This window comes from Geodermatophilus aquaeductus, assembly GCF_900182545.1.
Lineage (GTDB): Bacteria > Actinomycetota > Actinomycetes > Mycobacteriales > Geodermatophilaceae > Geodermatophilus > Geodermatophilus aquaeductus.
Map to the genome: position 1 here is coordinate 264,500 of NZ_FXTJ01000003.1, position 21,241 is coordinate 285,740.

The 21,241-nt window shown below is 77.0% G+C and carries 22 protein-coding genes; 12 read left to right on the forward strand and 10 right to left on the reverse strand.

Annotated features, from left to right (window positions below):
* Positions 1 to 8 precede the first annotated feature (8 nt).
* From FN207_RS10130 to FN207_RS10150, 5 genes are read left to right on the forward strand one after another with little or no spacing between them, the layout of a single operon-like run.
* Positions 9 to 587, forward strand: coding sequence for a GNAT family N-acetyltransferase (locus tag FN207_RS10130; protein WP_142458371.1), 579 nt, complete (start codon positions 9 to 11; stop codon positions 585 to 587).
* Positions 584 to 2,230, forward strand: a complete 1,647-nt coding sequence (locus tag FN207_RS10135; protein ID WP_142458372.1) for a phytoene desaturase family protein — start codon at positions 584 to 586, stop codon at positions 2,228 to 2,230. Before FN207_RS10130 ends, FN207_RS10135 begins: the two co-directional genes overlap by 4 nt.
* A complete protein-coding gene (locus FN207_RS10140) occupies positions 2,227 to 3,048 on the forward strand; it encodes a carotenoid biosynthesis protein (protein ID WP_246065959.1) in 822 nt (273 codons plus the stop codon). The genes FN207_RS10135 and FN207_RS10140 overlap by 4 nt, the downstream gene beginning before the upstream one ends.
* Positions 3,045 to 4,145 carry a glycosyltransferase family 2 protein gene (locus FN207_RS10145; protein WP_142458373.1) on the forward strand — a complete coding sequence of 367 codons (1,101 nt, stop codon included), beginning with the start codon at positions 3,045 to 3,047 and terminating at the stop codon, positions 4,143 to 4,145. The genes FN207_RS10140 and FN207_RS10145 overlap by 4 nt, the downstream gene beginning before the upstream one ends.
* An 18-nt stretch (positions 4,146 to 4,163) precedes the next feature.
* Positions 4,164 to 4,838, forward strand: a complete 675-nt coding sequence (locus FN207_RS10150) for a flavin reductase family protein (RefSeq protein ID WP_246065960.1) — start codon at positions 4,164 to 4,166, stop codon at positions 4,836 to 4,838.
* 65 nt (positions 4,839 to 4,903) lie between these two features.
* Here the strand turns inward: FN207_RS10150 and FN207_RS10155 are convergent, their stop codons facing one another.
* Positions 4,904 to 5,881 carry a carbohydrate kinase family protein gene (locus FN207_RS10155; protein ID WP_142458374.1) on the reverse strand — a complete coding sequence of 326 codons (978 nt, stop codon included), beginning with the start codon at positions 5,879 to 5,881 and terminating at the stop codon, positions 4,904 to 4,906.
* Positions 5,882 to 5,998: 117 nt separating this feature from the next.
* The gene (locus tag FN207_RS10160; RefSeq protein ID WP_142458375.1) at positions 5,999 to 6,694 is read right to left on the reverse strand and encodes a CDP-alcohol phosphatidyltransferase family protein; all 696 of its coding nucleotides are present in this window, start codon (positions 6,692 to 6,694) and stop codon (positions 5,999 to 6,001) included.
* A 57-nt stretch (positions 6,695 to 6,751) separates the two neighbouring features.
* Between FN207_RS10160 and FN207_RS10165 the strand changes: the two genes are divergently transcribed.
* The 3 genes from FN207_RS10165 (at position 6,752) to FN207_RS10175 (ending at position 9,217) form a co-directional block, all read left to right on the forward strand.
* Complete coding sequence (locus FN207_RS10165; protein WP_142458376.1) at positions 6,752 to 7,561, forward strand: lipase family alpha/beta hydrolase; 810 nt, start codon at positions 6,752 to 6,754, stop codon at positions 7,559 to 7,561.
* Between the two features lie 43 nt (positions 7,562 to 7,604).
* Positions 7,605 to 8,420 carry an ArsR/SmtB family transcription factor gene (locus FN207_RS10170; RefSeq protein ID WP_142458377.1) on the forward strand — a complete coding sequence of 272 codons (816 nt, stop codon included), beginning with the start codon at positions 7,605 to 7,607 and terminating at the stop codon, positions 8,418 to 8,420.
* A gap of 134 nt (positions 8,421 to 8,554) precedes the next feature.
* Positions 8,555 to 9,217, forward strand: coding sequence for a hypothetical protein (locus FN207_RS10175; protein ID WP_142458378.1), 663 nt, complete (start codon positions 8,555 to 8,557; stop codon positions 9,215 to 9,217).
* A gap of 16 nt (positions 9,218 to 9,233) precedes the next feature.
* Here the strand turns inward: FN207_RS10175 and FN207_RS10180 are convergent, their stop codons facing one another.
* Genes FN207_RS10180 through FN207_RS10200 form a run of 5 tightly spaced genes read right to left on the reverse strand, consistent with a single transcriptional unit; the run spans position 9,234 to position 12,735 of the window.
* Positions 9,234 to 10,046, reverse strand: coding sequence for an ABC transporter permease (locus FN207_RS10180; RefSeq protein ID WP_142458379.1), 813 nt, complete (start codon positions 10,044 to 10,046; stop codon positions 9,234 to 9,236).
* Positions 10,043 to 10,951 carry an ABC transporter ATP-binding protein gene (locus tag FN207_RS10185; RefSeq protein ID WP_185938273.1) on the reverse strand — a complete coding sequence of 303 codons (909 nt, stop codon included), beginning with the start codon at positions 10,949 to 10,951 and terminating at the stop codon, positions 10,043 to 10,045. The genes FN207_RS10180 and FN207_RS10185 overlap by 4 nt, the downstream gene beginning before the upstream one ends.
* 5 nt (positions 10,952 to 10,956) lie before the next feature.
* On the reverse strand, positions 10,957 to 12,057 hold the full coding sequence (locus FN207_RS10190; protein ID WP_246065961.1) for a transcriptional regulator: 1,101 nt from the start codon (positions 12,055 to 12,057) through the stop codon (positions 10,957 to 10,959).
* A 31-nt stretch (positions 12,058 to 12,088) separates the two neighbouring features.
* A complete protein-coding gene (locus FN207_RS10195; protein WP_142458381.1) occupies positions 12,089 to 12,478 on the reverse strand; it encodes a type II toxin-antitoxin system VapC family toxin in 390 nt (129 codons plus the stop codon).
* Entirely contained in the window at positions 12,475 to 12,735 is a 261-nt protein-coding gene (locus FN207_RS10200) for a FitA-like ribbon-helix-helix domain-containing protein (protein WP_142458382.1), read from the reverse strand. The genes FN207_RS10195 and FN207_RS10200 overlap by 4 nt, the downstream gene beginning before the upstream one ends.
* Before the next feature lie 98 nt (positions 12,736 to 12,833).
* Between FN207_RS10200 and FN207_RS10205 the strand changes: the two genes are divergently transcribed.
* Complete coding sequence (locus tag FN207_RS10205) at positions 12,834 to 13,478, forward strand: hypothetical protein (RefSeq protein WP_142458383.1); 645 nt, start codon at positions 12,834 to 12,836, stop codon at positions 13,476 to 13,478.
* A 60-nt stretch (positions 13,479 to 13,538) separates the two neighbouring features.
* Here the strand turns inward: FN207_RS10205 and FN207_RS26235 are convergent, their stop codons facing one another.
* From FN207_RS26235 to metF, 3 genes are all read right to left on the reverse strand, one after another.
* A complete protein-coding gene (locus FN207_RS26235) occupies positions 13,539 to 14,363 on the reverse strand; it encodes a hypothetical protein (protein WP_185938274.1) in 825 nt (274 codons plus the stop codon).
* 58 nt (positions 14,364 to 14,421) lie between these two features.
* Positions 14,422 to 16,413 carry a Calx-beta domain-containing protein gene (locus FN207_RS10215; protein ID WP_142458384.1) on the reverse strand — a complete coding sequence of 664 codons (1,992 nt, stop codon included), beginning with the start codon at positions 16,411 to 16,413 and terminating at the stop codon, positions 14,422 to 14,424.
* A 151-nt stretch (positions 16,414 to 16,564) separates the two neighbouring features.
* Complete coding sequence (gene metF, locus FN207_RS10220) at positions 16,565 to 17,506, reverse strand: methylenetetrahydrofolate reductase [NAD(P)H] (protein WP_221888131.1); 942 nt, start codon at positions 17,504 to 17,506, stop codon at positions 16,565 to 16,567.
* 160 nt (positions 17,507 to 17,666) lie between these two features.
* Here metF and FN207_RS10225 point away from each other — a divergent pair, with 160 nt between their 5' ends.
* The 3 genes from FN207_RS10225 to FN207_RS10235 are packed head-to-tail and all read left to right on the forward strand — an operon-like array spanning position 17,667 to position 21,216.
* The gene (locus FN207_RS10225; RefSeq protein WP_142458386.1) at positions 17,667 to 18,800 is read left to right on the forward strand and encodes a polyprenyl synthetase family protein; all 1,134 of its coding nucleotides are present in this window, start codon (positions 17,667 to 17,669) and stop codon (positions 18,798 to 18,800) included.
* A 2-nt stretch (positions 18,801 to 18,802) separates the two neighbouring features.
* Complete coding sequence (gene crtI, locus FN207_RS10230; RefSeq protein WP_142458387.1) at positions 18,803 to 20,293, forward strand: phytoene desaturase family protein; 1,491 nt, start codon at positions 18,803 to 18,805, stop codon at positions 20,291 to 20,293.
* Positions 20,290 to 21,216 (forward strand): phytoene/squalene synthase family protein, encoded by a 927-nt coding sequence (locus tag FN207_RS10235; RefSeq protein ID WP_142458388.1) that lies wholly within the window; start codon positions 20,290 to 20,292, stop codon positions 21,214 to 21,216. The genes crtI and FN207_RS10235 overlap by 4 nt, the downstream gene beginning before the upstream one ends.
* Positions 21,217 to 21,241 lie beyond the last annotated feature (25 nt).

The following is a 21,241-nucleotide window of genomic DNA, read 5'->3' on the forward strand; positions in this document are numbered from 1 at the left end:
AGATCCACGTGACCGGCACGACACCCGCGACGCGGGTGACCGAACTCCCCGCCGGCTGGCTGCGCGAGCACATGCACGAGGCGCTGACCATCTACGGCGAGGCGATGGGCTACGACTCCTCGGTGGTGGCCGGCCGCTACGGCTACGCCGTCCAGCACACCGAGCGCCCCGGTTTCCGTGCCGTCGGGGGGTTCGAGGCCACGCCGGACGGCGAGCGGCTGGTCGGCTTCGGCTACGGCTACCTCGTCGCCCCCGGGCAGTGGTGGCACGACCAGGTGCGCGCGGCCCTCGACCGGCGCACCGCCAAGCGCTGGCTGCCCGGCGCGTTCGAGGTCTGCGAGCTGCACGTGCACCCCGACGTGCAGAGCCGCGGGCTGGGCCGGCGGCTGCTGCACGCGCTCGTCGAGGGCGTCCCGGCGCCGGTGGCGCTGCTGTCCACGCCCGACGCCGACACCAAGGCCTTCCGGCTCTACCACGCCGACGGCTTCGTCGACCTCGCCCGCGGCCACCACTTCCCCGGTGACGCCCGGCCCTTCGCCATCCTCGGCGCCCGCCTGCCGCTGCGGCCGGGCGCGGGCCCGTCCTGAGCGCCCCGGCGCCCGACACCGCCGTCGACGCCGTCGTCGTCGGCGCGGGCCACAACGGGCTGGTCGCCGCCTGCTACCTGGCCCGGGCGGGGCTGTCGGTGGAGGTCGTCGAGCGCGACGAGGTCCTCGGCGGCGCGGTGTCCACCGTCGAGCGCTGGCCGGGCGTGCGGGTCGACCGCGGCTCGAGCGCGCACGTCATCGTCCGGCACAGCGGCGTCGTCGAGGAGCTCGAGCTGGCCGCCCACGGGCTGCGCTACCTCGACTGCGACCCGTGGGGCTTCGCGCCCGCCCCCGTCCCCGGCGACCCCGGCCCCGACGGCCGCCCGCTGGTCTTCTCCGTCGACCTCGACGCCACCTGCGCCTCCATCGCCGCCGCGTGCGGGGAGGACGACGCCGCCGCCTACCGCCGCTTCGTCGGCGTGTGGGGGCCGCGCAGCCGCGCCGTCGTCGACTCCTTCGGCCGCCGGCCGACGCCGCTGGGCCTCGCCCGGGCGTTCTGGCCGCTGGGCGCCCCCACCGCCGACGCCCCGCGCACCCCGGGCGGCGACCTCGCCGTCGACTTCCTCGGCTCCGGCGACGCGCTGCTCGACCGCTGGTTCACCAGCGAGCGGCTCAAGGCGGCGCTGGCCTGGTTCGGCGCCCAGTCCGGGCCGCCCATGTCCGAGCCGGGGACGGCCGCGATGGTCGCCTGGGCGGCGCTGCTGCACGACACCCCGCCCGGTCACCCGGTGGGCGGCTCCGGCGGGCTCGCCCGGGCGCTGCGGGCCCGGCTGGAGTCCGACGGCGGGCACGTCGTCCTCGGCGACGGCGCCGCGCGGCTGCTCGTCGAGGACGGTCGCGTCTGCGGCGTGGAGACGGCGTCCGGACGGCGGGTGCACGCGCCGGTCGTCGTCGCCGCCTGCCACGTGCTGGCCACCCGCGACCTCGCCGGCGACGACGCCCCGCCCGCGCTGGCCGACGCCGCGCCGCCGGTGGGCAACGGCTTCGGCCTGGTGCTGCGCTGCCTCACCGACGCGCTGCCCACCTATCCGGGCGTCGACCCGGCGGTGTCGGGACAGGGCCTGCAGCTGCTGTGCACCGACCGCGCGCAACTGGCCGCCGCGCACGGCGACTGGCTGGGCGGCCGGCTGCCCCGCGAGCCGGTGCCGCTGGCGATGTCCTTCTCCGCCAGCGACGACACCCTCGCCCCGCCCGGGAAGCACGTGGTCACCGTGTGGGGCCAGTGGTACCCGTACGCGCTGGCCGACGGCGGCGACTGGGACGCGCTCGCCGAGGCCGAGGCGCAGCGGCTGGTGGCCGCCGTCGACCGCTACGCCCCCGGCTTCGCCGACTCCGTGCAGAGGATGTACGTCCAGACGCCGCTGCTGCTGGAACGCGAACTGTCCCTGCTGCGTGGCAACGTCATGCACGTGGAGATGGGCCTGGCCAGCATGTTCTCGCTGCGCCCCACGCCGGCGCTGGCCGGCTACCGGGTCCCGGGGCTCGACGGGCTGTACCTCGCCGGAGCCTCCACCCACCCGGGTGGCGGGGTCTCGGGCAACTCCGGCCGGACGGCGGCGCGCGCGGTGCTGGCCGACCGCCGGCCGCTGGCGCGGGCCCGGGCGGCCGCGGGCCGGGCGGTGCGCGCGGCCCGTCCCCGGTGAGCGCCTCCGTGGGCTCCGGCCCGGCGGCGGTCCGGCGGGTCGCCCTCCCGGCCGCGCGGCTGCCGCTGGTCCTGGCCGTGCTGCTGGTGCTCGCCGCCGTCGCCTATCCGCTGACCGACGGCGCGGCCCGCGACGCGGTGTCCTGGACGATCGTGCTGCTCGGCTCGGCGGTCTCGGTGACCTCCGCCGCGGCGGCGCACGGTCCCCGCACCGGCGCGGCGGTGCTCGCGACGGTGGCGGCCACCGCCGTCGCGTTCGAGTCGGTCGGGCTGGCCACCGGGTACCCCTACGGCTCCTACACCTACAGCGACGCGCTGGGCCCCACGCTGCTCGGCGTCCCGTTCCTCGTCCCGCTGGCCTGGCTGCTGATGGCGTGGCCCAGCCGCGTGCTGGCCGCGCTGCTCACCCGGCGGGTGCGGCCGGCGCGGCGGCGGGCGGCGCGGGTCGCCGTCGCCGCGGCGGTGTTCGCCGGGTGGGACGTCGTCCTCGACCCGCAGCTGGTGCAGGCCGGCTACTGGACGTGGGCGCACCCCACCCCGGGGCTGCCCGGCATCGACACCGTGCCGCTGACCAACCTCGCCGGCTGGCTGCTGGCCGGGCTCGTGCTCATGGCGCTGCTCGAGGTGGTCGTGGCGCGCACCGCCCGCGACGGCGTCCCGGGCGCCGACGCCGCTCCGCTGCTGGTGATCGCCTGGATGGTCGCCGGCGGAGCGCTCGCGCACGCCGTCTGGCTGGACCTGCCCGGCTCGGCGGCCTGGGGTGCGGCGCTGTCCGCGGTCGTGGTCGCCGTGCTCGCCGCGCAGGCCCGCCGCCGGTGAGCGGCCCGGCCGTCCGGGTCCTGTCCGGCCTGGCGGTGGCCGGCGCGGTGCACGCGGCGGTCAACGCGGCCCTGCTGCGCCGTCCGCCCGCCGATCCGCCGGTGGTGGCCCGGCCGGTCACCGTGGTGCTCCCGGTGCGTGACGAGGAGGCGCAGGTCGGCGGCTGCCTGGCCGCGCTGCTGGCCTCCACCGGCGTGCCCGACCTGCGGGTGGTCGTGGTCGACGACGGCTCCACCGACGGCACCGCCGACGTCGTCCGCGCCGTCGGTGACCCGCGGGTGCGGCTGCTGCCCGCCGGCGCGCCCCCGGCCGGGTGGCTGGGCAAGCCGCACGCCTGCTGGGTGGGCGCGCAGACGATGCGCGACGACGGGTACCTGGTCTTCGTCGACGCCGACGTCCGGGTCACCCCGCGCGCGGTGGCCTCCGCCGTCGCGCTGCTCGACGCGCACGGCCTGGACCTGGTCTCGCCCTGGCCGCGGCCGGTGGCGGGCACCGCCGCCGAGCGGCTGGTGCAGCCGCTGTCGCCGTGGCTGTGGATGACCACGCTGCCGCTGCGGCTGGCCGAGCGCTCCGCGCGGCCCTCGCTCACCGCCGCCAACGGCCAGTTCCTCGCGTCCACCCGGCGCGGCTACCTGCGCGCCCGCGGGCACGCGGCGGTGCGCGAGGAGGTGGTGGAGGACGTGGCGCTGGCGCGGGCGGTGAAGCGGTCCGGCGGGCGGGCGGTGCCGGCGGCCGGCGCGGCGCTGGCCGAGTGCCGGATGTACGACGGCTGGGCGGCGATGCGGGAGGGCTACGGCAAGTCGCTGTGGGCCTCGGTGGGCGGGTCGACGGCGGCGTCGGTGGCCGCGGCGGCGGTGCTGACCGCCGTCGGCGTGGTCCCCCCGCTGGCCGCGCTGCGGGGGTCGCGGGCCGGGCTGGCCGGCTGGGTGGCCGGCGTGGCCGGGCGGGCGGTGAGCGCGGCGGCGACCGGCGGGCGGGGGTGGCCCGACGCCCTCGCCCACCCGGTGTCGCTGCTGGCCCTCGACGTGCTCCTGGCCGGATCGGTGGCCGGGCACCGGCGGGGCACGCTCACCTGGCGCGGGCGCGCGCTGGCCTGACCCGGGCCAGGATGGGGTGTGACCTCGCCCGACACGCGCACGCCCGACCCCAGCCCGCCCCGCACCGCCTTCGACCCCGGGGACATGCGCCCCTCGGACTTCTACCGGGTGATGAACTCCGTGGTGGTGCCGCGGCCGATCGCGTGGGTGTGCAGCCGTTCGGCCGAGGGCGTGCACAACCTGGCGCCGCACTCCTTCTACACGGTGGCGTGCGTGCGGCCGCCGGTCGTGCAGTTCACCTCGGTGGGCCGCAAGGACTCGCTGAACAACGTCGAGGCCACCGGCGACTTCACCGTCAACCTGGTGCCCGAGGAGCTGTTCGAGCAGGCCAACGCCACCGGCACCGACTTCCCGCCGGACCAGAGCGAGGCCGAGGCAGCCGGCGTCCGGCTCGAGCCGAGCGAGAAGGTGGCGGCGATGCGGGTGGCGCAGTCGCCGGTGAGCATCGAGTGCACGCTGCACTCCACGCTGCGACTGGGCGACAGCACCGTCGTCTTCGGCCGGGTGGAGTGGGTGAGCGTCTTCTCCAGCGCCGTCCGCGACGGCCGCCCGCGGATCGAGGAGCTGCGGCCGCTGGCGCGCCTCGGCGGCAACGAGTGGTGCACCGTCGGCGAGATGCGCGTGATCCCGCGGATCCCCTACGCGAAGTGGGCCGAGGACCCCTCGATCGGCGAGCAGGTGCGCAAGCGCTAGCCGGGCACAGGAAGCGCTGCGCACGTCCTGGGCCCCAGGACGTGCGTGTCGCTTCCTCTGCCTCCTCAGGCCGGCAGGTGCGCGGCGACCTCGGCGGCGGCGTCGGCGCCGAACGCGGCGGCGAACCGCTCGAGGAAGGGCTCGCGGCGCAGCTCGTACTCCTGGGTGCCGACCACCTCGACCGCCTCGGTGGCCACCGCCGAGCCCAGCTGGGTGGCCCGCTCCAGGCTCAGCCCCCAGGTGCGGCCGGCGATGAACCCCGCCCGCAGCGCGTCGCCGCCGCCGGTGGGCTCGACCGGCTTGGTCTCGGGGACGGCGATGACCTCGATCGGGTCGGCGCCGGCCTGGCGGACGAGCACGCCGTGGGCGGCGCGCGTGGTGACCCAGGTGCCCACCCGCCCGAGGATCTCCGGCGCGTCCCACCCGGTCTTCTGCCTGAGCAGCGCCGACTCGTACTCGTTGGTGAACAGCAGGTCCGCGCCGTCGACCAGCTCGCGGATCATCTCGCCGTCGGCCCAGGCCAGCTGCTGGCTGGGGTCGGCGGCGAAGGCGTAGCCGCGCTCCCGGCACTCCTGGGTGTGCCGCAGCATCGCCTTGGGGTCGTTGGGACCGATGACGACGAGGTCGGGCGCACCCACCCGCGCGCACACCGGCGCCAGCTCGATCTCGCCGGCCTCGCTCATCGCGCCCGAGTAGAACGACGCGATCTGGTTGTTCACCGCGTCGGTGGTGCAGACGAACCGCGCGGTGTGTTTGAGCTCGGACCACCGCACGTCGCGGGTGTCGACGCCGTGGCGGGTCAGCCAGGCGTCGTAGTCGGTGAAGTCGCTGCCGACCGACCCGACCAGCACCGGCGACAGACCCAGCAGCCCCAGGCCGAAGGCCATGTTGGCCCCGGCGCCGCCGCGGTGCTGGATGAGGTCGTCGACCAGGAAGGACAGGGAGACGTTCTCCATCTGTCCCTCGACGAACTGCTCGGTGAACCGACCCGGGAAGGTCATGAGGTGGTCGGTGGCGATGGAGCCGGTGACGACGACGGGCACGGTGGCTCCTCGGGAGCTGCGGGAGTACGGCGAGCAGCGCCACCCTAAGAGGCGCCTCCGGCGCTGCGCGCCCCGGCGTGCGTCCCACTCCGGACGGCGACGGACCGGACACGCCGGCTAGCGCCCCGGCTCCTCCCCCAGCGCCCGGCGCAGCGAGAGGCCCAGCTGCGCGGTGCCGACCAGCCCGAGGACGGCGCCCACGGCGGTCCCGGCGGTCACGACGATCCCCGGCCCACCGGCCACGCCCAGCGCCTCGCCGAGCCCGGTGGCGGCCACGATCCCGGCGCCGCCCACGGTGAACCCGGTCATCGCCACGCGGGTGGGCCGCTCCCACACCGAGATCGCCCCGGTCTCGGACACCCCCGCCTGGCCGGCCCGGGCGCGCAGGTAGTCCGGCAGCCAGCACAGCGCCCCGAAGACGGCGGCCAGCCAGCCCGGCGCGCCGGCGGCCCACAGCGCGACGGCGTAGCAGGCCTCGGTGAGCCGGTCGACGGCGGAGTCGAGCACGTACCCGCGCCGCGAGGCCCGGCCGCCGGCCAGGGCGAGCGCGCCGTCGAGGGAGTCGAGCAGCCCCGAGAGCCCGACCAGCAGCCCGCCCGCGATCAGCCACGCGCCGCCGGCGAGCGCGGGCCCGACGGCGGCGGCCGCCACCAGCAGGCCCAGCGCGGTCGCGGCCAGCGGCGGCAGCCACGAGACCGCACGGGCGAGCGCGTAGGCCAGCGACAGCCACCCGTGCACCAGCCGGCTCGCGGCCGGGTCGGTGCCGCCGTGCCACCGCGACCACTCGGCGAGGTATTCGTCGCGGCTCAGCACCGGCGCAGTCTCCCCCAGCCGCGCCGGCCCCCGGGCGGGACCGGGGACAGTGGGGAGGTGCTCGCCGGCCTCGCCCCCGCCCGCCGCCGCCTGCTCCTCGCCGTGCTGGTCCTCCTCGTCGTCGCCGCGCTCGCCGCGGTCGCCCTCGTGCTGGTCACGCGCGAGGACGCCCCCGGCCCGGCCGCGCCGGTGTCGCAGGAGGAGCCCGGCCCGGTGCTGCTCGTGCCGGGCTACGGCGGCGGCACCGGCTCGCTGCGCGGGCTGGCCGACCGGCTGACCGCCGCGGGCCGCGACGTCACGGTGGTGTCGCTGCCCGGCAACGGCACCGGCGACCTCGCCGCCGCGGCCGACGTCCTGGACACCGCCGCCGGCGCCGCACTGGAGCGCACCGGCGCCGGCAGCGTCGACGTCGTCGGCTACTCCGCCGGGGGTGTCGTGGCGCGGCTGTGGGCCGCCGACGGCGGGGCGGACCTTGCCCGGCGGGTGCTGACGCTGGGCTCGCCGCACCACGGGACGACGCTGGCCGACCTCGCCGTCGGCGTCGCTCCCGGCTCGTGCCCCGAGGCCTGCCGGCAGCTGGCCACCGACAGCGACCTGCTCACCGCTCTCAACGACGGCGACGAGACGCCGGCGGGCCCGACGTGGGTGTCGGTGTGGACGGCGCAGGACGAGACGGTCACCCCGCCGGACTCCGCCCGCCTCGACGGCGCGCTCAACCTCGAGGTCCAGTCGGTGTGCGCGGGCGCGCAGGTCGGCCACGGCGACCTGCCCCGCGACCCGCTGGTGCAGGCGATCGTGCTGGCCGAGCTCGCGCCGGGCGACCCCGTGCCGCTGGGCGCGGCCGACTGCGCCCTCCTCGGCGGCTGACCGGCCCTTGACTCATGCAGGTGAATGCCTGCATGATCGGCGCGTGGACGCACCCGACGTCGACGCGGTGTTCAAGGCCCTCGCCGACCGCACGCGCCGGGTGCTCCTCGACCGGCTGCGCGAGCAGGACGGGCAGACCCTCGGCGAGCTGTGCGCGCACCTGGGGATGGCCCGGCAGTCGGCCACCCAGCACCTCGACGTCCTCGTCCGGGCGGGCCTGGTCACCGTGGTCCGCAGCGGACGGGAGCGGCTGCACTTCCTGAACCCCGCGGCGATCTCCGAGATCGGGGAGCGCTGGATCTCCACGTTCGACCGGCCGCGCCTGCAGGCCCTGGCCGCCATCCGCGACGCAGCAGAGGAGCTCGCCGTGTCCGAGCAGTCGACCGAGCAGACGACCGGGTCCGTCCCCACCTACGTCTACGTCACCTACGTCCGCGCCAGCGCCGAGCAGGTGTGGCAGGCCCTCACCGACGCCGACCTCACCGCCCGCTACTGGGGGCACAGCAACGTGTCGGACTGGCAGCCGGGCAGCCGCTGGGAGCACCGCCGCACCGACGGCTCGGGCCAGGTGGACGCCGGCGGCCGCGTGCTGGAGACCGAACCGCCGCGCCGGCTGGTGATGACCTTCGGCGACCCCACCGGCGAGGAACCGCCGGGCGGCGCCTCCGTCGTCACCTTCCTCGTCGAGCAGCACGGCGGCATCGTCCGGCTGACCGTCACCCACGAGAACCTCGCCGACGGCCGGGCGCTGCGCGAGATCTCGCAGGGCTGGCCGGCCGTGCTCGCCAACCTCAAGTCGCTGCTGGAGACCGGCGAGGTGCTCCCCGAGGAGCCCTGGGCGATGCCGGCGCAGACCTGAGCCGGACCCGGGCGACGACCCTGGTGTCCGGCTGACGCCCGCGCGGTGACGACGCGCCGGAGGCGGGCCCTCCGGCCGTGGACGTCCGGCCGCGCCGGGGCGACCGTCCGGGGTCTCGGCTGGAGGGGACGGCCATGAGACGCATCGCCCTGGTCCTGTTCGCGCTCCTGCTCGGCCTGGTCGTGGCGGCGCCGCCGGCCGCCGCGGTCCCACCCGGCACGGAGACGAGGCTCCTCGGGGAGCTGTGGACCACGACCCTGCAGACGCCGCTGGCGAAGAACCCGCTGGCCGGCGGGGACCCCTGCGTGCCTCTGTCCGGCCGTGTCGTCGCGCCCTTCTCCGCGTTCTTCCCGGAGCTGACCTGCACCGTGGCGCCGGGGACGCGGGTGTTCGTCGCGGGCTTGACCGTCGAGTGCAGCACCGTCGAGCCGCCGCCCTTCGCCGGCACCGACCCGGCCTCGCTGCGCGACTGCGCCCTCGCCGGCATCCGGGTGGCCGCGCTGACGGTCACCCTCGACGGGGCGCCGCTGCCGCTGACGAAGGTGGTGACCGGTCCGCTGGCCGTCGCCCTCCCGGACCCCAACATCCTGAGCGCTGACCCGGGACCGGCGACGTCCGTCGCCGCGGGACGAGTGGCCCTCACGCGGCCGTTGCCCGTCGGCTGCCACGTGATCGCCATCGCGGGCACCCTCGCGCCCAGGAACCCGGTGCTGGTGGCGGGCGCCGCCCCGGCGTCGTTCAGCAACACCACGACGATCGCCGTGAGCCCCCGCGGACGCACGGTGACCTGCGACTGACCACCGGGCCTGCCGGTCAGCTCGTGACGTCCTTGGTGGCGAAGTTCGCCCACGCGGCGGTCAGCAGCACCCCGACGTAGACGCCCTGCAGCGCCAGCCCGCGGACGACGTCGCGCCACAGGACCGGGTCCCGGAACAGGTCGACGAACGCCAGCCAGTAGCGCGTCGGCAGGTACGGCGCGATCGGCGAGGCGGCGTCGAGGGTGAACAGCAGCGAGGAGGTCACCAGCACCGCCAGCGCGCCGAGGGCGGCGGCCAGCGGCGAGTCGGTGAGCGTGGAGAAGAACAGCCCGAACGCCGCGACGCCGAGCATCGACACCGCCACGTAGCCGATGGCCATGACCGTGCGCCCGGCCAGCTGCTCCGGCGTCAACGAGGTCCCCGACACCGACGTCCCCGCGGCCACCGGCCGGGCGTCGAACAGCAGCGTGCCCACCAGGTAGCCGACGGCGGCGACCACCACCACCGTCACCACGACGAAGGCGAGCACCGCCAGGAGCTTGGCCACCAGCAGCCGGGTGCGGCCGGCGGGGCGGGCGAGCAGGTAGCGCAGCGTCCCGGCCTGCGCCTCCCCCGCGACGGCGTCCCCGCTGACCACCGCAACGGCGATCGGCAGGAACAGCGGCAGCACGATGGCCAGCGCCGCGAGCGGGTAGAGCTGGCCGTTGGTGAGGACGGCGGACAGGAACGGCGGGCCCTCGCCCGGCCGCGGCGCGAGGTCGGTGAGCCGCAGCAGCACCGCCACCAGCACCGGCAGCGCGTTGAGGACCGCGATGGTCACCCACGTGCGCGGCCGGCCGAACGTCTTGCGCAGCTCGACCCCGATCACGCGCGCTCCACCCGGTCCGCGCTGGTGCCCGCTGCGGCGAGCACCACCTCCTCCAGCGTGGGCCGCTGCAGCGCCAGGCCGCGCACGGGCACGCCGGCGCCGACCAGCAGCGCGTTGACCTCCGCGGGGTCGGTCCCGCGCACCACCACCGTCCCGCCGTCGGTGGCGAGCACCCGCCCGTCGAGCACCGCGCGCACCCGCTCGGGCGCCGGGGTGTCGACGACGGTCGCGCCGGTGGGCGCGGTCAGGCGGGCCATCTCGTCCTGCAGCACCAGCCGCCCGCGGTCGAGCACGCCCACGCGGCTGCACAGCTGCTCGACCTCGGCCAGCAGGTGGCTGGAGAGGAACACCGTCGTCCCGCCGCGGTGCAGATCGAGCAGCAGCTCCCGCACCTCGGCGATGCCCTGGGGGTCCAGGCCGTTGGTCGGCTCGTCGAGGACCAGCAGTTCCGGCCGCCGCAGCAGGGCCCCGGCCAGCCCGAGGCGCTGGCGCATGCCGAGGGAGTAGGCGCCGACCTTGCGCCGCCCCACGCCGCTGAGCCCCACCTGGTCGAGCACCTCGGCGATCCGGCGTCCGCGGGTACGGCGCGACCCGCCCGGCCCGGCCGCGTCGAGCAGTGCCAGGTTGGCCGCGCCGGACAGGTGCCGGTGGTGCGCCGGCCCCTCGATGAGCGCGCCCACGCGCGGCAGCACACGGCGTCCGGCCCGCGGCATCCACTCACCGAGCAGCTCGACGTCCCCGCGAGTGGGCAGCACCAGCCCGAGCAGCATGCGGACCGTCGTCGTCTTGCCCGAGCCGTTGGCGCCGAGGAAGCCGTAGACGTCGCCGGCGCGCACGTCGAGGTCGATGCCGTCGACGGCGCGCACCCGGCCGTACTGCTTGACCAGGTCCCGCGTGACGATCACCGACGTCACGACGGTCCCCCGGTCAGCGTCTGCGCGGCGTCGGCCAGCGCGTCGAGCGTGACCGTGCCGGTGAGGACGTAGGTGCCCGCGCCCGGCGCGTCCACGAGCATCAGCCCGAGCGGGCCGGCCGCGACCCGGGTGCCGCGCTCGTCGCGCACCGCGTCGGGGGCGGCGGCCAGCGTGGACCGGATCGCCGAGGCCAGCCGCGCCGGGATCGGCGCCACCGCGAGCAGGGTGACGCCGCTGCCGTAGAGGCCCACGGCCTCCGGCGCCCCGGCCAGCGTCCGCCGCGGCAGGCCGGCCAGCTCGCCGGGCAGCGGCACGGGCGCGAGCCGGCGGCCGGCCTCGCGCAGCAGCCCCTCGGCGTCCTGGCCGGTCCGCACCCGGGCGTCGGCCGGCGGGGTGAACGCGACGACCTCGGCCGGCGGGACGGCGAGGTCGACGTCGAGGAACCGGGTGTCCAGCGCGGGGACCGACGCGTCCTCGGCCACCACCTCGACGGCCAGCGGCAGGCCGGTGCCCGCGTCGGCCCACACGTCGACCCGGGCCACCGAGGCGGCGGGCGCGGCGGGCACCAGCCGCAGCCCGAGCGCGTCACGGCCGGCCACGCGGCGGGCGCCGATGCGCGAGAGCTCCTCGTCGGCGGCCTCCGACAGCAGCCGCCGGCCGAGGGTCGCCGGCACGAGGTCCGGCGGCGCGGGCAGGGTGAGCGCCGCGGGTGCGGTGCGGGTGGCGGTGGCCGACTCGTACTCCCACGTCCACGAGCCGCCCGCGTCGACGTGCACGCCGGTCTCCCCCGCCGCGGACACGACGTCGACGCGGTGCTCGGCGGGTCCGCGCCACCACACCCGCAGCGCCGTCCGGTCGCTGAGCAGGTCGGCGACGGCGGGCAGTTGGTCGCCCACCGGCAGCGCCAGCCCGCCCGCGGAGACCGCGTACCCGGAGAAGCCGACGCCGTCGCTGGCGAGGACGGCGTCGCGCAGGTCGGCGGCGGCGACGTCGGCGTCGTCGGCGGGCAGCGCGCCCACCACCGCGGGCAGCGACGCGAGGACGGCGACCAGCGCGACCACGAGCGACCAGCGGCGGGCCCGCCCGTGCCGCGACATGCGAGCCACGCTACGACCGGCCCGCATCCCCTCAGAGCACCTCGACGACCGCGGTGTGGCCGGACGACCGGGCCAGCCGCACGTCGCGGGTGACCAGCGGGCAGTCGAGCGCCTCGGCCAGCGCCACGTACGCGGCGTCGTAGGCCGAGACCGCGTCCCGGAGCTCCCACGCGCGCCTCCGGAGCTCTGCGTGGGCCGGCCACCGCTTCATCGGGAGGTCGTCGAGGTCGGTGAGGACGGCGGCGGCCCGGGCGGCGTCCAGGGCACCGCGGCGGACCATGCCGCGGAGCGCCGACACGACCTCGTAGTCGACGAGGGACGGCGCGTGCAGGTCCTCGTCCAGCAGGCGGTCGCGCAGCTCGCCGCTGCCCTCGACTCCGGTCAGGACGTCGACCAGGGCGGCGCAGTCGACGACGATCACCGCGTCCCGACGGCCTCGTCGAGCGCCGCGTCCCGCCGGTCCCGCTCGGCCTGCACCGCCACGAGCGCGGACTCACCGGCCGGCTCCGCCCGACCGGCCGCGCGGGCGAGCACCTCGCGGACGGTCGGCCGGGCGGTCTCCCGCTCCAGGAGCCCGAGCAGGTAGCGGTTCAGGGACTCGCCCCTCTCCGCCGCCCGCGCCTTGAGTGCCCGACGGACCTCGTCGGGCACGTCCCTGATCTGCAACAACGACGGCACGGCGAGAGTCTAGGCCCGATGTGATGCACTGTGTATTGCATCGGACGGCGACGTCTCTCCCACGGTACGAGCGCCGCGTGGCGGGTAGCCCAGATCCCATGGCCCCTCCCCTCAGTGACGCCGTCGTCGTCGACGTCCTGCGCCGGCTCGACCGCCTCACCGCGCCCCTCGTGCGGCGGCTGGGCCGTCCGCCGCACCTGCCTCCCGCCGAACGGGACGCGTGGTGGGCCACCCGGGCGGCGCAGATGGGTGCCGTCGGGGGCGGCCTGCCGCGGCTGGCCGGCCGGATCGCGGACCTGCTGCCGCTGCAGAACACCGTCGGGACGGCGGTGCAGTCGCTGGTGGTGCTCGGGGTGGCCGGCGAGCACGGCGTCACCGACCCGGCCGAGCGGGTCTCGCTGTTGTCGCAGGTGCTGCTCGACCGCCCCCTGTCCCCCGAGCAGGCGCGACCGCTGCTGGAGCGGGTCCGCGGGAGCTACGCCGAGGCCGCCTTCGGCGCCCGCGAGGAGCGGGCCGGGCTGGTCGGCGTCATCCGGACCATCTGGCGGGCCGCCCGGCTGCTCAGCCGCATCGACGAGGCGCTCGACGCCCGCCCGAAGGGCCGCCTCGGCGCGCGGGCGTTCGCCCAGCTGCCCGTCGTGGGCGTCCTGGGTGGCTACGCCGCGGAGCGCGAGGCACTGCGCCGGGCCGCGCGCCGGACGGCCGAGCTGCTCGAGCCCGGCCGCCGGGTCACGGTCACGTGAGGACGCGGCGCGCGGCCGCGGTCCTGGACGGCGTCGCCAGCGGGTAGCCCCCGCGCGGCGTCACCGCCCGGAGCCGCCACCCGAGTCCCCGCCCGGGTCCTCGGGGTCCTCCGGGTCCTCCGGGTCCTCCGGGTCCTCCGGGTCCTCCGGGTCCTCCGGGTCCTCCGGGTCCTCCGGGTCCTCCGGGTCCTCGCCGGGGTCGACCGGGTCCTCGCCGGGGTCGACCGGGTCCTCCCCGCCGTCGTCGACGGCCCAGTCGCAACCCGCCGCGGCCGCCTCGCTCCGGAGGTCGCCGGCGGCCGAGAGCGCGGCCCGCTGTGTCGCCGTCAGTTCCTGCTGGGCGGCGTGGTTGGCCAGCTGCAGCTCGGCGACCAGGGCGCGCTCCTGCCGGTTCTCCTCCAGGAGCCGGGCCGTCTCCGCCAGTTCGACAGTCCTCGCGTCGATCGCGGCCTGACGGCCGCCGGGGTCACCGGTCCCGGCGGCCAGGAGCATCTGCTCGCCGAGCAGCTGGTCCCGCTCCTCGCCCAGGCGCTGCGCCTCGGCGAGCAGTGCCCCGACCTGGTCCGGGGGCGCGGGTGGCAGGTCCGCACCGCCGTCCAGCATCGCCTGGATCTCGTTCAGCCTCTCGGTGATGGCGGCGAGCAGCTCGTCGATCTCGGCGAACCGCTCGAGGCGGTCCTGCTCCTGCTGCGCACGCAGGTCCCGGATCTCGGCGTCGATCTCGGAGACCAGCGCCTCCAGCGCCTTCTCGTCGGACTCGATCTGGAGCCCCTGGTCGGCCAGGGTGCCGAACGCCTCGATCAGCCTCTTCACCTCGGCCAGGGCGTGCTCGGCGCGCCCCGTCTCGGTGACGAAGCCGTCCAGCAGTACTGCGCACTCGGTCATCCGCCCGTCTCCCGTCTGCCGTCCCGGCGGCACCCCGGCACACCCGGCACCGCCGCGGTCACGGCGCGAGCCGGAGGAGTGCGTTCTCGACGGCGGCCCCGTTGACCGCCGAACCGCCGACCAGGACCAGGCCGTCGGCCGCCTGCACGGCGGCGTCGGCGGCCTGGTCGAACCCGCCGTGCACGTCCACGGTCAGCCGCCCGCCCACGCCGAAGGACGGGTCCAGGGCGCCATCGGCGGTGTACCGCGACACGGCCACGTCCCCACCGGTGTCGAGCTCGGCCACCCCGACCGCGACGATCCGGCCGTCGGGCTGCACGACCACACCCCGGGCGTACTCGTCGTGCGCCGACGCGGGCGGCGGCCCGCCGAAGTCCGTGGTGACCAGGCCGTCCCCGTCGAAGGAGACGTCCGGGACCCCCGCCGCGTCGAGCCGCGCGAGGGCGAAGTCGTTGCGCGTGGCCGAGAAGCCGCCCTGCGCGTGACCGGCCACGAGCACCCGCCCCTGGTCGTCGAGGGTCACGGCCGTGGCGGTCGACGACCCGGCGAACCGGACGGTCGCCCGGCCCTCCTCCCCGAACGTCGGGTCCGGCGCGCCGTCGACGCGGTACCGGACCACCCCGACGTCCTCCCGGAAGCCGCGGCTGTCGGACACCCGTCCGGCGACGACCGGCGCGCCGTCGGCCTGCAGCGCGAGCGCGAGGCCGAGGTCGGCCCCGCCGGCGAAGTCGGTGGTGACCCGCCCGTCCCCGTCGAACGCCGGGTCGGGCGCGCCGGAGGGGGTGTAGCGCGCGAGGGCGAGGTCCGAGCCCGACGGGCCGGCGGCGTGGCCCGCGACGACGACGCTGCCGTCGGGCCCGACGGCGACGGCGTACGCACGGTCGGAGCCGCCCGCGAAGTCGGTCGTCACGACCCCGCCGGACCCGAAGCCGGCGTCCGGGACGCCGTCGCGGTCGTAGCGCCGGACGGCGAAGTCCTCGCCCGTGGAGCCCCGGTGGTCGACGATCCCGGCCACGAGGACGGACCCGTCGGGTGCGACGGCGACGTCGCCGGCGTCACCGAGGAAGCCGGTCGACAGGCCCGTCGCGACCGTGCCGCCGAGCCCGAACCCGAGGTCGAGCTCCCCGTCGGACCGGTACCGGGTCAGGCCCGAGGTCCCGAGGGCGAGGAGCGACCCGTCGTCCTGGACGGCCAGGGCCAGGACCCCGCGGAGGCCGGGCGTGGTGACGATGCCGGCCACCCCGAAGTCGGGGTCCAGGAAGCCGATCGCGGCGTCGGTGGTGCAGGAGACCAGGACGTCGGTGACGGCGGCCGCGGGCATCACCCCGCTGCCGTTGGCCACCGTGCACGACTGCAGCGGGCCGGACGGCTGGGTGGCGACCGTGACGTCGTACCGGTCCCCTGCGGCGAGCGGCCGGGAGAGGACGAAGGGCCCGTCGACCTGGATCGCGTCGTCGGAGACCCCGTTGCGCAGCACCAGCCCGTCGCCCTCCAGGCCGCTCACCGTCCCGGCGATCTCGAAGGTGGCCACCGGGTCGTCGTCGACGACGGTGAGCTCGAGGGTCGACCTCTCCCCGAGCGTCGCGCACACCGGGTCCTCCAGCGACACCGTCAGCGTCTCGTCCTCCTCGTGGACGAGGTCCTCGACGACCGGCACCCGCACCAGCGTCACCGTGGCGTCGCCGTCGGCGAACCGGACGCCGTCCCGGGGCTCGGTGTAGTCCGCCCCCGCCGTCGCCGACCCGTCCGCGGTCGTCACCCGCGCGGTGGCCTCACCCCGGCCGTCGCCGGAGCGGGTCACGATCGCCACCCGCTCACCGGCGCCCTCGAGGACCCGCAGGGCGGAGGTGCTGAACTCCAGCTCACCGAGGTCCGCCGGGTCGGCAGGACACCGGTCCGACCGGACCCCCGCCGGGAGGTCCCGCACGGCCTGCGCGGCCGGTACCGGAGCCGGTCCGCCGCCGGGGTCGGCCGTGCACGCGCCGGCCAGGACGATCCCGAGGCCCGCCGCGAGGGCGATCCCGGCCGGTGTCCGCTCGCGGTGCGCCATCCGACCCTCCCAGCCCCGCTGCGGAGTCGAGCCGCGTCGCGGGCCGGTCGGGGGTCGGGAGCCGGGCGGGCCCGGGAGCAGGGCCCCTCGGCTCCCGCGCGCCCGGCAAGGCTCCCACCGGGAACCGGGGCGCGACAACCACCACGGCGCCTCAGCGGGCGCCCGGCGCTCCCGCCAGGGTGGAGGGGACCGAGACACCGGTGCCGGCGTCGGTGAGGTTGGTGAACACCTCACGCGTGGCCGTCGACCGGTTCATGGTGATGAAGTGGATGCCGGGCACGCCCTCGTCCTGGAGCCGCCGGCACATCGCCGTCGCCACCTCGACGCCGTAGGCGCGCACCGCCACCTTGTCCTCGGGGGCGTCGCCGTCGAGCTCGGCGAAGCGCGCGGCCAGCTCCTCGGGGAACGCCTGGCCCGACAGCTGCACGATCCGGGCGATCTGCCGCGCGTTGGTCACCGGCATGACGCCGGCGATGAGCGGGACGTCGCACCCACGGGCGGCCACCCGGTCGCGCAGCCGCAGGTAGTCCTCGACGCGGAAGAACATCTGGGTGATCGCGAAGTCGGCGCCGGCGCGGCACTTGCGCACGAACATCTCGACGTCGGTGTCGAGGTCCGGCGAGCGCGGGTGCCGCTCGGGGAAGGCCGCGACGCCCACGGAGAACTCGCCCATCGAGCGGATGAGCTCCACCAGCTCGGAGGCGTACTCCAGGCCCTCGGGGTGCTTGACCCAGTCGGCCTGCGGATCGGCGCCCGGCGGGTCACCGCGCAGCGCCAGCAGGTTGCGCACGCCCGCGGCGGCCAGCCGGCTCACCACGTGCCGCAGCTCGGCGACCGAGTGGTCGACCGCGGTCAGGTGCGCCAGCGGTGTCATCGTCGTCTCGGCGGCGATCCGCTCGGTGACGGCGACGGTCCCCTCGCGGGTGGAGCCGCCGGCGCCGTAGGTGACCGACACGAACGACGGCTGCAGCCGCTCGAGCTGGCGCAGCGCCGTCCACAGCTGCGCGTCGCCCTCGGGCGTCTTGGCGGGGAAGAACTCGAACGACCAGGTGGGCCGCGACGAGGCGAGCAGCTCGCGGACGCTTGGGGTCACGGGGACCGAGGGTACGTGCGGGGACCGGGCGCGCCCCTGCATCCGCTCCGCGGTCCTGGGCGGAAGACCCCCGGACGACCACCCCGAGGAGGAGCCGGTGAGCAGGCAGCCCCACCCCCTGGACAGGACGCGCGCGACTCGATGGGGCGATACTGGCCGGGTGATCACCGGCGCGGCGCAGCGGAACCCCGTCGTCCGGCCCCTGGCCCCGTCCCTCGAGGCCGCCGACCTCGGCCGGGTCCGCGGCGCGGTGTCGGCGGCGCTGACCGGCTTCCTCGAGGAGCAGCGCACCACGCTGGCGGCGATGGACCCGTCGCTGACGCCGGTCGTCGACGAGGTCTGCGCCCTGGCCGACGGCGGCAAGCGGCTGCGGCCGGCCTTCGCCTACTGGGGCTGGCGCGGCGTCACCGAGGACCTGGGCGGCCCCGCCGAGGACGACGCCGCGGTGCTCCGCGCCGTCGCCGCCCTGGAGTTCGTGCACGCCAGCGCCCTGGTCCACGACGACGTCATGGACGGCGCCCTGACCCGCCGCGGCCGCCCGGCCACGCACGTCGGGTTCGCCACCCGGCACGGCGACGGCGGCCTGTCCGGCGACGGCACGACCTTCGGGGTCGGCGCGGCCATCCTCGTCGGCGACCTCGCGCTGGTGTGGTCCGACGAGCTGCTGCGCCGCTCGGGCATCAGCGGCCCGGCACTGGCCCGCGCCCGCTCGGTCTGGGACACCATGCGCACCGAGGTGACCGCCGGGCAGTACCTCGACCTGCTCCGCGCCGCCGGCGGCCTGCCCGGCGCCCACGGCGCGCTCACCGTGGCCCGCTACAAGAGCGCCGGCTACACCGTGCAGCGCCCGCTGCAGCTCGGCGCCGCGATCGCCGGCGCCGGCCCGCGCGCGGCCGACGTCTACACCGCCATCGGCCTGCCGCTGGGCGAGGCCTTCCAGCTGCGCGACGACGTCCTCGGCGTCTTCGGTGACCCCGCCGTCACCGGCAAGTCCGCCGACGACGACCTGCGCGAGGGCAAGCAGACGCTGCTCATCGCGCTGGCCGAGGAGGAGGCCGACGACGACGGCCGGCGGCTGCTGCGCGAGTCCCTCGGCGACCCCGACGCCGGCGAGGAGCAGTTCGCGGCGCTGCGCGCGCTGATCGAGGCCACCGGCGCCCGCGCCCGGGTCGAGGAGCGGATCGCCGAGCGGACCGCCACCGCCCGCGGCGCCATCGCCGACGCACCGATCGCCGAGGAGGCCCGCGCCGCCCTCGACGCGCTCGCCGTCGCCGCCACCACGCGCGCGGCCTGAGCGTGCGCACGGTCCCAGGGAGAACCGACCGGGTCGTCGTCGTCGGGGCCGGCCTCGCCGGGCTGGCCACCGCGCTGCGACTGCGCGGCGCCGGGCGCGAGGTCACCGTCGTCGAGCGCGGCGACGGTCCCGGCGGGCGCGCCGGCGTGGTCCGGCGCGACGGCTACGTCCTCGACACGGGCCCGTCGGTGTTCACCGCGCCGGAGTTGGTGGCCGACACGCTGGCCGCCGTCGGGGAGCGGCTGGAGGACCGGCTGACGCTGGTCCCGCTGGAGACCACGTACCGGGCGCAGTTCGCCGACGGCTCGCACCTGGACGTGCACGCCGACGTCGACGCCTTCGCCGCCGAGGTGGAGACGCTGGCCGGCCCGGCCGAGGCGGCCGCGCTGCGCCGCTACCTCGCCGACCTCGCCGAGCTGTACCGGCTGCAGCTGCGGACCTTCATCGACCGCAACCTCGACACCCCGCTGGACCTGCTCGGCCCGGAGCTGTGGGCGCTGGCCCGCCGCGGCGGGTTCGGCCGGCTCTCCAGCCACGTCGCCCGGTTCTTCGACGACGACCGGCTGCGGCGGCTGTTCAGCTTCCAGGCGCTCTACGCCGGCGTCTCGCCGTTCCGCGCGATCGCCGCCTACGCCGTGATCGCCCAGCTCGACATCGGCGCCGGCGTCTGGCACCCGGTCGGCGGGATCGGCGCGGTGCCGCGGGCGATGGCCGCCGCGGCGCAGGACGCCGGGGTCGTGTTCCGGTACGGCGCCACCGTCGAGCAGCTCGACGTCCGCGGCCGGCGCGTGACCGGTGTCTGCCTCGAGGGCGGTGAGCGGCTGCCGGCCGACGCCGTCGTCGTCACCACCGACGTCCCCGAAGGGCTGGTGCCGGGCCTGCGGCGCCGCCGGCCCACCTACTCGCCGTCGTGCGTGACCCTGCACCTCGGCGTCCGGGACGAGCTGCCCGGGCAGGCGCACCACACGATCAGCTTCGGCGCGGCCTGGCAGCAGGTCTTCGACGAGCTCACCCGCAACGGCCGGCCGATGAGCGACCCGAGCCTGCTGGTGAGCATGCCCTCGCGCACCGACCGGTCGCTGGCCCCCGACGGCGGGCAGGTGCTCAGCGTGGTCGCGCCGGCGCCGAACCTCGACCCGCACAGCGGCGGCAACCCCGGCATCGACTGGGACGCGCTGACCCCGCGCTACCGCGAGGAGGTCCTCGGCGTGCTCGAGGCCCGCGGCTGGGCCGGACTCTCCGACGCGATCGAGGTGGAGCACGTGGACACCCCACTGACCTGGGCGCGGCAGGGCATGGCCGCCGGCACGCCGTTCGCCCTCGCCCACACCTTCGGCCAGACCGGCCCGTTCCGGACGCCGACGCTGCCCCGCCGCGGGCCGGAGAACGTGGTGCTGGCCGGCTCGTCGGTGCAGCCCGGCGTCGGCGTCCCGATGGTGGTCATCAGCGGCCGGCTCGCCGCCGAGCGGATCACCGGGCCGGTGCCGGCGTGACCGCGACCGAGCGGCCGCTGTCGACGGCCGAGCGGCAGGAGCGGCTCGACGCGGCCTACCGGTACTGCGCCGCGGTCAACGCCGAGCACGGCAAGAGCTACCACCTGGCCACCCGGCTGCTCACCGCCGACCGGCGCCCGGCGGTGCACGCCCTCTACGCCGCGGCGCGCACCGCCGACGACCTCGTCGACCACCCCGGCGCCGACCCCGAGGCCGACCTCGCCGACTGGTCGCGGGCGCTGCTGGCCGAGCTCGAGGCGGGCTGGTCCGACGACCCGGTGCGGCTGGCGACCGTGCACACCTACCGCCGCTACCGCATCCCGGTCGAGCACCTCGTCGACTTCCTCGCCGCCATGACCAGCGACCTCACCGTCACCGGCTACGCCGATCTGGCGGCGCTGGACCGGTACATGTGGGGCTCGGCGTCGGTGATCGGCCTGCAGGTGCTGCCCGTGCTCGGCACCGCGCCCGGCGTCGCCCGCGAGGAGGCCGCGCCGCACGCGATCGCGCTCGGCGAGGCGTTCCAGCTCACCAACTTCCTGCGCGACGTCGCCGAGGACGCCGACCGCGGCCGCGTCTACCTGCCCGCCGACGTCATGGCCGCGCACGGCGTGACCCGCGAGCAGATCGAGGCCAAGCGGTACGACGCCCGGTTCCGCGCGCTGATGCAGGAGATGGTGGCGATCGTGCGCCGCCGCTACGACGACGCCGCCCCGGGGACTCCGCTGCTGGCGCCGGAGTCACGCGACTGCGTGCGGGCGGCGACCGCGCTCTACGGCGGGATCCTCACCGAGATCGAGCGCGCCGACTACCGCGTCCTCGACCGCCGCGTGACGGTGTCCAAGCCGCGCCGGCTGGGGATCTTCGCCCGCCGCCTCGCGAGCGCCCAGGCGGTCCGGCTCAGGACGCGGCGCCGGGCATAGGAAGCGGTGCGCACGTCCCGGGCCG

Coding starts and splice junctions, on each gene's coding strand:
- FN207_RS10175 (WP_142458378.1), top strand. CDS start 8,555: ATGAGACGCATCGCCCTGGTCCTGTTCGCGCTCCTGCTCGGCCTGGTC.
- FN207_RS10190 (WP_246065961.1), bottom strand. CDS start 12,057: ATGTCGCGGCACGGGCGGGCCCGCCGCTGGTCGCTCGTGGTCGCGCTG.
- FN207_RS10205 (WP_142458383.1), top strand. CDS start 12,834: ATGGCCCCTCCCCTCAGTGACGCCGTCGTCGTCGACGTCCTGCGCCGG.
- FN207_RS26235 (WP_185938274.1), bottom strand. CDS start 14,363: ATGACCGAGTGCGCAGTACTGCTGGACGGCTTCGTCACCGAGACGGGG.
- FN207_RS10215 (WP_142458384.1), bottom strand. CDS start 16,413: ATGGCGCACCGCGAGCGGACACCGGCCGGGATCGCCCTCGCGGCGGGC.